The organism is Moritella sp. (genome assembly GCF_033791185.1).
Taxonomy (GTDB): domain Bacteria; phylum Pseudomonadota; class Gammaproteobacteria; order Enterobacterales; family Moritellaceae; genus Moritella.
In genome coordinates, this window is sequence record NZ_JASJHF010000043.1 from 1 (window position 1) to 9110 (window position 9110).

Below are 9110 nucleotides of genomic sequence, written 5' to 3' on the forward strand. Positions count from 1 at the left end.
ATTAAAAGTTGGCTCAAAATATTAGTAATACCAAATTATGAGAATAAAAAATAAGTAAAAAACCACAAACACAGGTCATTGATTGACTTAATTATAATAATAGGGAAATACGTATGAAAAAATTAGCGACTGTAATTGCAGCAAGTGTTGCAACAAGCTTATTGCTTTCTTCAGCTGTGGTAGCTAAAGAATGGACTGATGTTCGTTTAGGTGTTGATTCACCGTATAAGCCGTTTGAATATAAAACCCCCGATGGCGAGCTAACTGGCTTTGAAATTGATTTAGGTAATGAAGTTTGTAAACGCGCTAACTGGAATTGTACTTGGGTTGTACAATCTTGGGACGGTATTATTCCTGGTTTATTATCACGCAAATACGATGCTATCTTCTCTTCAATGTCGATTACTGAAGACCGTAAGAAGCAAGTTCTTTTCTCTGAACCTTACTACAATACCCCAAGTGGGTGGTTTGCTGCAGCTGACTTTAAGCTCGATGTTACGGATAAAGCAGCATTTAAAGAATTACGTATTGGTGTACAGCGTGGCACAGTACAAGATACTTACGTTACAGACCATTTTGCTAAGAACAACACAATCAAGCGTTATAATACCAGTGGTGACTTGCTACTCGACCTTGAAGGCGGTCGTTTAGACATGGTATTACTGGATTTCCCCGTGGGTGATACTACGTTACTGATCCCTGAGAAGAAGGGGGCTTATGCTGCAGTTGGCGATACCTTCCAACTGGGTAATGGCATGGGTGTTGCGCTGCGTAAACGTGATAAGTCTCTTGCGGCAACATTCAATAAAGTATTAGCTGAAATCAAAACCGATGGTACATACGAAACTATCCAAGCTAAATACTTCAGCTACAGCATTAAAATGTAGTTTCTTTATCGTTGCGTATAAACGCATGGCGATGATAAAAATGGGGGCCGAGTTAAGGTGAATAGCCAAGACTAGGCGCCCGCTGCTTTCTGGGAATATTATGTTAGATCTTCAAGGTTATGGCCCAAGTATTTTTAATGGCGCTATATTGACCGTTAAACTCGCCATCTTTTCATTAATTATCGCTGTATTGCTTGGATTGATTACCGCAGTGGCGCGCTATTCAGGCGGTAGAATATCGTCTGCGCTGGCGCTCGCTTATACCAGCCTCGTTCGTGGTGTACCGGATCTGGTATTAATGATGCTGATCTACTTTGGTTTGCAAGTCGGGCTCAATAATTTTTCGGAGTGGTTGTATGAATTACACGAAACCTACGCCGTCAATGAGTTCTATATCGAACAAGGTTGGTTAACCTTATCAGCGTTTTATGAAGATGGTATGTACCTGAATATCGATGAGTTTAGTGCGGGTGTACTGACGATTGGTTTTATTTTTGGTGCTTATATGGGTGAGACGTTCCGTGGCGCCTTGTTATCGGTAGATAAAGGTCAGCTAGAAGCTGCTACGGCATATGGCATGTCTGAATGGAAAGTATTCTGGCGGGTGATGTTTCCCCAAATGATGCGCTTTGCATTGCCTGGTATTGGTAACAACTGGTTAGTATTGGTTAAAACCACTGCGCTGGTATCTGTGATTGGTTTGTCTGATATGGTTAAGCTCGCTAAAGAAGCGGCAATGACAACTTACGAACCTTTTTTGTTCTTTATTCCTGTGGCGTTTGTGTATTTGGCGATCACCACGGTGAGTGAAATTGCACTGAAATATTTAGAACGTCACTTCAGCAAAGGCGTATAGGGTTATTAATATGTTAGATCAATTAGTTGCTTTGCTTGAGCAAAATGAGATGTTTACTCCAAGTACTTTAAATGAGTATTGGGATGGTACGGTATTAACAGTACAGCTGACATTTTTGTCGGTAGTGATTGGGTTCTTTTTAGCGGTGCCGCTGGCGATTATGCGAACCAGTCAGTATGTGTGGTTATCACGTAGTATTTGGTTATTTACCTATGTTTTCCGTGGTACACCGTTACTGATCCAGCTGTATATGATTTATTATGGTGTGACCATGATTGATGGTATTCAAGACAGTGCGATTTGGTTTTTACTCGAAGATGCCTTTTACCCTTGTTTATTAGCATTTGTATTAAATACCGCGGCATACAGTACCGAGATCATTCGCGGCTCATTGGTGACAACAGATAAAGGCGAGATAGAAGCCGCGCAAGCATACGGCATGAGTTATTGGCAGATCATGCGCCGAATTATCCTACCATCGGCGTTCCGCCGTGCACTGCCTGCGTACAGTAATGAAGTTATCTTTATGTTGCATGCAACGTCGATTGCAAGTGTAGTCACTTTGGTTGACATCACGGGGGCGGGTTATAATGTTTACTCTCGTTTTTATGCTCCATTTGAAGCGTTCATTTTTGCGGGTGCTATTTACCTGTGTTTATGTTTTGCTATTTTTGCGGCATTCAAAAAGCTAGAGACACGTGCATTTCGACACCTGACTTAACCCCTTACGCTATTACGCATTGATGGGGACTTATCAAAATAGACGAAAGGCCGTTGTGTCATTACATAACGGCCTTTTTATTGTCACTTACTGATGAGAGTGTTTTGCTGCGCTATCTGGGTATCATCGATGGTATAGCGCGATGCAAGCAGGTAGGTAATATAGAATTTGTATATGTTGTTCACGTAATTGACGGTTTCTTTACCTATGGTTTCGGCAACAATCTGTTCTACATTGTTAAACCAAATATTTGGGTTTAATCCTCGCTCATCTGTGCGCTTTCTTAGTCGTCTTAATTTTGCTGGGCCTGCATTGTAGGCGGCAAAACTCAGCAATAAGGAATCGAGTTCAGTAATATTTTCGTTGATAAAGTAGCGCTGTTGCATAAAGTGTAAATACTTCACTCCCGCGTGGATATTATCGTCAACATTATTGATATTTTTAATATTAATATAAGGCTCATTTGCTGTTGAGGGCAATACTTGCATCACGCCGACAGCGCCGCGATGGCTAATGGCTTTTTGATTAAGTCGAGATTCTTGATAGGCTTGAGCGAGAATCAGTTGCCAATCGAATTTGTACTGCTTGGCATATTTTTTAATTATTTGTTCGGTTTCTAAATAGCGATTTTCAAACTGTTGGTGAATCACTTTTTTTAACCAAGGATGTCTGACGAGATAACGACGATGTAGGATATTGCCGATCTTCGTGCCTTTTTTATGCTTGGCAATGAACTGATTTAAGCTAGTGGTTAATTGTGGTGTGTGGTTACGAACAGCCCAAGTACTCGGGATACGACTTGCAATCACTAACTCGGGGTGTAGTTTGATATTTTTATATAAGCGTTTCCATAATCTCAAACTGTGGTTAGACGTCATGGTCATGAATATCTGCTTGTTATCGACCATGTCTAAGAGTTCGAAATCTTCGATATCATCAGTGGCAATATTGATGTAAATGGGAGGTTTGTTAATTTGGAATAGCTGCTTGTTGATGTGCTGCAATTTCTGGTGGTAAATACTATTGCGGCGTATCCATATTTCTTTACCTGATAGCTGCTTTATATCCTTGTATTCTGTTGTCGATTTGTGACTAACCAGTAATAACTGATGGTCAGTATATATGGGCTCGGTATGGGTTACTTGGTTCTGTTGGCGTAATGGTGTCATTAAAGGGCCAATCGCAATATCACCATAGCCTTGCGCCAATAAGTTTATGATTTGGCTACTCGGCACAGGGATAAACAGGATGTTGAGTTTTAGCTTGGTATCTTTGAAGTACTTGGCGTTCAGGTGTTGTTCGTATTCACGCATCATGTCATAAGCAAGTCCACGAGGGCGACTTTGGTAAATAAAATAATATGCGGGATGGTTCACTACAAGTACTTTTATCGTGCGTTTTTTTAGTAACTGCGGGAGATCTTCAAAGCTCGGTTGGCTATGAATATTGATTTGCTGTTGGGCGACTGTGCTAGACGATATTGAATCCGAGGAGTGGGAATTAATATTTGCGGAATACTGGGCGTTAGCGGGAGATATGTTAACTAAAACACAGAATATTAACGTGTTGGTCTTTGCGCATATCTTAGTCCACTGCATCGTCATAATTGCATCTGATATATAAATGTCGGGGTAACACTAAGGTTAGACCGATATTTCTAAAATGCGTTTTTGACGTACACAATAGCTTAGTGTTTAACGGCTAAGCTATTGTGTTGATTACAGCTTTAGTTAGCTAAAAGTAGTCCAGATCGGCGCGTGATCCGATGGTTTTTCGATACCACGTAGTTCGTAGTCGACATCACTTTCAATGACTTTTTCATTCAGTGTTGCTGTTGCTAAGATCACGTCAATACGCAGTCCACGGTTATCTGGGAAACCTTTTGAGCGGTAATCAAACCAGCTATAGCGGTCGCTTACTTCTGGTTTAATGGTACGGAATGTATCGTGTAAGCCGAACCCTTGCAGTTTTGCTAACCATTCACGTTCTTCTGGTTGGAAGCTACATTTACCGGTTTTTAACCAGCGTTTGGCATTGGGTTCACCGATGCCGATATCTTTATCTGCAGGTGAGATGTTGATATCACCCATTACAATTACATCGTCTTCAGCCGTGTGATTATCGTTAAGATAAACGTTAAGGTCTTGATAGAATTTACGCTTGTACGGGTATTTAGTTTCGTGGCTGATGTTCTCGCCTTGCGGGAAATAACCGTTTAGGACTGTAATTGGTTTGCCAGATGTTTGCGCAAATGTCACCATGATCATACGTTTTTGTGCTTCTTCGTCATCGGTTGGGAAACCGTATTGCACTTTAATCGCTTCGAGGTCTGCGACCGTACTCTTCTTCACCATCATAGCGACACCGTAATGGGCTTTTTGACCGTGGAAGAATACGTGGTAGCCCATTTCTTCAACGGCTGCTACAGGGAACATTTCGTTGTGTACTTTGATTTCTTGTAGGCCAATTACGTCAGGCGAATGCTTGTCGATAATCGCCTGTAGTTGATGTAATCGAGCGCGAAGGCCGTTTATGTTAAATGAGATTATTTTCATTGGTTTTTAACCCTTAATTATCTGCAAACCTGTTTGCCTATAGCTTCTATTATTCATGCGTTAGTTGCGAGGCAAATTTTAAAGTTTTTTTAATTTGTGCAGAAATGGGGCTAATTTAGACTACGTCATAAAACTTAATACAATTTCTGCCCGCGTCTTTGGCTTTATATAGGGCCTTGTCGGCCTGTAAAATCAGCTCATCAACTTTCTCTTTTGCTTGTCTATTTTGGATAGCATCAGAGCCAAAACAAGTGATGCCGATAGAAATGGTGATTGGTGTCTCACACAAGGATAATGCTTCGATATTATTTCTGATACGATCACAAACCATAGTAGCGATGCTCATGTCACAATTAGGTAACCATAGTAAAAATTCTTCGCCACCAAATCGAGCCACAAAATCATAATCACGTATGTCATTATCAATCGATTCCGCCACTTTGATTAAGACTTCATCGCCTTTTTTGTGGCCGTAGGTATCGTTAATATTTTTAAATAAATCGATATCAATAATAGCCAGCGCAGCGTTACTTCTTTCACGACTGACTCTGTTTAAATCAGCGTTGATGTGTTTAAACACGGCTCTGCGATTTGGGATCAAGGTTAAGCTGTCTTCGTAGGCTTTTTTCTCTAATGCTAAATTGAGTTCTATTAAGCGCTTTTCTTGGTTTCGTCTAACAATTTCTACTTCAATCCAAGATGCCATCAGCTGTATTGCATCAATATCGACAGCTTTAAATTTTCTGCTGTAAGGTGTCGGACTGGAAAAATTAAGCGTTCCGTAAAGCTTGCCGTTGAGTTTGATCGGCATGCCAATATAAGCCTCAAGTCCAAATGATTGATAAGCGGGGTGTGACGCATATTGGTCGTGCTCACCGATATATTCAAGCGCGATAGGTTTGTTAGCTTGGCAGGTTATATGGCAATAGGTCGTGTCTAAATCAAACTCTACTCCTGAGGCTAATTCAACATCAGCGGGAACTACGCAATGTTTAACGACATAGCGGTTGCGCTCTATTTTAGATAAGATTGCGATATCTAAGTTAAACCGTTCTAGCCCCATTTTCAGTAACTGTTCAATTTGAGTCTCAAATCCAAGATCATAATTATTGGTGATTTCATAAAGCCTGCGAATGACTTTTTCACCGTTAGTAACAGCTTCCATGGCTATTAATTTCCTGTGCTTGTGAATCAGTTAAATCTAGTTTTTTATGACTATATCATGTGGTTTATTTTGATGTCTGTAAATATTTGATTTTTAATTGTAAATTAATTTTATTGGTGGTTAGGACGTATTTTATCGTGCAGTTTGTTTCACTCGATTAGTTATTAATGCCGATGCGCCAATCAGGCTCTATCATAATAAATATGTACAAATTCATTAAGCCACCACAGTTAGTATTAAGAAAAGCTAAATCATCACTTAAACGGAGTCCTATTTATGAAAATTAAATTATTAGTATCGTTCTTAGCCGTTGTTTTGACGCCTCCGGTTTTTGCCGATAAACCCGAATGGGCAGGTAAAGGAAAACCTACTGCAGAGCAAAAAGCAGCACATAAATCAGCGATGGTAGCAAAAGATGAGCAAGAAAATAAAATCAATGAGGAGGTTGAAGGAGTAAAAGATAAGAATAAAAACAAGGACAAAGATAAAGATAAGCAAAAAAAAGCACGAGAAGATAAAGAGCGAACAGATAAAGTAAGTGATATTGAAAAGCACAAAGAGAAGAAGTTGAGTCAGCCTCAAAAAGAGCTGGATAAAGGCTCAGAGAAAGGCAAGGAATCGCGAGAAAATAGTAAAAAATGGTGGCAGTTCTGGGAGTGAGCGCTCCCAGGTTAACAAGCCTTAACTGCTTGCTCTTTTCTTTGCATGCATCCGCTGAATATTAAACTCTTTTTTCAACTCAGCTTTACGTTCAGACTGTTGTTCGGAGAGTGGGAAATCCTCTAGCTCGATAAGCGTATCGCGAATGTTCTTAGTGATCTCTGGCCAAGGTCGTTCGATTTCGACGAGTAGGGCTAAGCATACTTGTACTTTGTTTAACGCCGCGCCAGTATTGAGTGGTGCGATAGATAGCGCCGTTTCAAAATGCTGTAGAGCAATCTCCAGTTTACCGTCAGTAAACGCTTCAATCCCCAACTTATTGTGATGTTGAAATTGAACTTCTTTACTGTCTTCTTCACCACAGATGCTGGCAAGTAACTTTTCGCTGTGTACATTGCTGTGTTGAATATAAGGCTTTAGTTTGGCTGCAAATTCAAATTCTTCTAACTCGGTGAGTAGATTAGCCAATTGTGCGCCTAACCACTCTGGTATGCTTTCGGGTTCAACTAAATAGGCTTCGTTACTTTTCAGTAAAGTGTGTTTGGCCTTAACTTGATTGCCTTTCACATTGTGAATCGAGGCTAAACTGTAGCCTTCAAGCGCTAATAGCTCGCCTTGTTCAACATAAGGATGTTGTTGAGAAGGGCGGTGAAACAAACCACTAATCTCTTGTAATAAGCGACCTTGCTTAAACGGATCATCTTCGTTTTTTGCCACCAGAATAATAGCTTGAACGTAGTTAATTAGATGCTGAGGACTTTGGTGTATAGTGTTTTTAGTCTGCATTAGAATCGCGAAAAAAGCTTCTTTAGCTATCGCGTTCATATTGGTATCAAGGGCTAATTCTGCCAACAAACCTTGGCGGTCTAACGACAAATGAGAATGCTTGATCGCACGTTGCACAATATCCAAAGCTTTCTCGCTATCACCACCATCTCTAAAGCAATGTGCGAGCCAATCATAACCGTCTAATATCATCGGATTATATTTAATTATTTCGGTTAATAACGGGATTGCTTGTTGGTATTTTTTCTCTAGGTAATACACTCGACCGAGCAGGAGTTGTGCTTGGGTATGTGGGTGTGCGTCAATAAATTCTTCTAAGATAATACGAGCTTCAGCATACTTTTCTTTTTCTATTAACAGCTCTGCTTTAAACAAGCGACAGAAATTACGGTAACGAGCGGAATAGATGATCGCATTATCACACTCTTCTATTGATTGTTCGAAATTCTTGTCTTTGATCGCTTGATAGATAGGTAACAAGGCTTCTTTTTTATTAAATGCTTTTTGAATACGTAAGTTCAGTTCGTTTTGTGAAAACGGTTTCATCAAATAATCGTCAGGCGTCATTTGAATTGCGCTTAATACGATCGCTTTTGAGTTATCACCGGTGACTAAGAAAAATACGGTATTGATAGGCAGTAGGTTATTTGCTTTTAAGGCTTCAAATAGCTGGCGGCCATTCATACCTGATCCGAGGTTGTAGTCGACCAGTAGCAAGTCAAAAGTATCATTTCGGCATAATTTTAAAGCATCTTCAGCGCTGCCGATATGTGTTACATCTTCGGCACCAAAATTTATTAACATGGTTTTGAGCATGATCTGAAAAGCACGTTGGTCATCAACAATGAGCACGCGTTTATTTCGATAGTCAAAATTATGATTCATGTATATTTAATGCTCAAGAGTAATGGATAAATTTAGACGCCGGTGAATAGCGTCATCCACAATAACAGGTATCCATAATACTGTCTTGAGAGGTACTGTATTTTGTTAGCTAGAACAGCTGATTGAGTGTTTTTTGTGCGCAGGAATACGGTTTGACTAGATCGGAATAACCTATCATGATTGAGGTTTAGATTGCGCTAAAATACGCTATGATTAATTTTTGTTGGATTATAATATGGCAGACTTGTCTATTGACATAATAAAGTAGTAACTGAGAAGACAATAATTAAGAAGGGAATACTTGAAGTATATAGAAAGTGGTGGAGGGAGAAGGATTCGAACCTTCGAAGGCTGAGCCGTCAGATTTACAGTCTGATCCCTTTGGCCACTCGGGAACCCCTCCACATTTTTCTCTATTTTTGTCATCTATTGCTAGATGAGTATTTTACGATAACGATATTTATCTACATTGGCCACAATGTAAGATCATTAAAGTAGAATGATGGTGGAGGGAGAAGGATTCGAACCTTCGAAGGCTGAGCCGTCAGATTTACAGTCTGATCCCTTTGGCCACTCGGGAACCCCTCCACAAGTA

General features: G+C 40.1%; 8 protein-coding genes and 2 tRNA genes. 4 read left to right on the plus strand and 6 right to left on the minus strand.

Features of this window, described 5'->3' with window-relative positions; all coding sequences use genetic code 11:
- The first annotated feature begins 113 nt into the window (after positions 1-113).
- The 3 genes from QNK26_RS02595 to QNK26_RS02605 all read left to right on the plus strand — a co-directional run bounded on the left by QNK26_RS02595 (position 114) and on the right by QNK26_RS02605 (position 2464).
- Positions 114-887: a transporter substrate-binding domain-containing protein gene (locus QNK26_RS02595; RefSeq protein WP_319220705.1), complete on the plus strand. Its 774-nt coding sequence runs from the start codon at positions 114-116 to the stop codon at positions 885-887.
- A 100-nt stretch (positions 888-987) separates the two neighbouring features.
- Entirely contained in the window at positions 988-1743 is a 756-nt protein-coding gene (locus tag QNK26_RS02600; RefSeq protein ID WP_319220706.1) for an ABC transporter permease, read from the plus strand.
- 10 nt (positions 1744-1753) lie between these two features.
- Positions 1754-2464 carry an ABC transporter permease gene (locus QNK26_RS02605; RefSeq protein WP_319220707.1) on the plus strand — a complete coding sequence of 237 codons (711 nt, stop codon included), beginning with the start codon at positions 1754-1756 and terminating at the stop codon, positions 2462-2464.
- A gap of 83 nt (positions 2465-2547) precedes the next feature.
- Here the strand turns inward: QNK26_RS02605 and QNK26_RS02610 are convergent, their stop codons facing one another.
- The 3 genes from QNK26_RS02610 to QNK26_RS02620 form a co-directional block, all read right to left on the minus strand.
- Complete coding sequence (locus QNK26_RS02610) at positions 2548-3840, minus strand: lytic transglycosylase F (RefSeq protein WP_319220708.1); 1293 nt, start codon at positions 3838-3840, stop codon at positions 2548-2550.
- 354 nt (positions 3841-4194) lie between these two features.
- On the minus strand, positions 4195-5019 hold the full coding sequence (gene xthA / locus QNK26_RS02615) for an exodeoxyribonuclease III (protein ID WP_319220709.1): 825 nt from the start codon (positions 5017-5019) through the stop codon (positions 4195-4197).
- A 115-nt stretch (positions 5020-5134) separates the two neighbouring features.
- A complete protein-coding gene (locus tag QNK26_RS02620; RefSeq protein WP_319220710.1) occupies positions 5135-6184 on the minus strand; it encodes a sensor domain-containing diguanylate cyclase in 1050 nt (349 codons plus the stop codon).
- A 276-nt stretch (positions 6185-6460) separates the two neighbouring features.
- On the opposite strand from QNK26_RS02620, the gene QNK26_RS02625 reads away from it, so the two are divergent.
- Positions 6461-6844 (plus strand): hypothetical protein, encoded by a 384-nt coding sequence (locus QNK26_RS02625; protein ID WP_319220711.1) that lies wholly within the window; start codon positions 6461-6463, stop codon positions 6842-6844.
- Positions 6845-6865: 21 nt separating this feature from the next.
- On the opposite strand, the gene QNK26_RS02630 is transcribed toward QNK26_RS02625, so the two are convergent.
- The 3 genes from QNK26_RS02630 to QNK26_RS02640 form a co-directional block, all read right to left on the minus strand.
- Entirely contained in the window at positions 6866-8515 is a 1650-nt protein-coding gene (locus tag QNK26_RS02630; RefSeq protein ID WP_319220712.1) for a response regulator, read from the minus strand.
- 318 nt (positions 8516-8833) lie between these two features.
- Positions 8834-8918 (minus strand) — tRNA-Tyr (locus tag QNK26_RS02635).
- 100 nt (positions 8919-9018) lie between these two features.
- A tRNA-Tyr gene (locus QNK26_RS02640) sits at positions 9019-9103 on the minus strand.
- Positions 9104-9110: the final 7 nt, after the last annotated feature.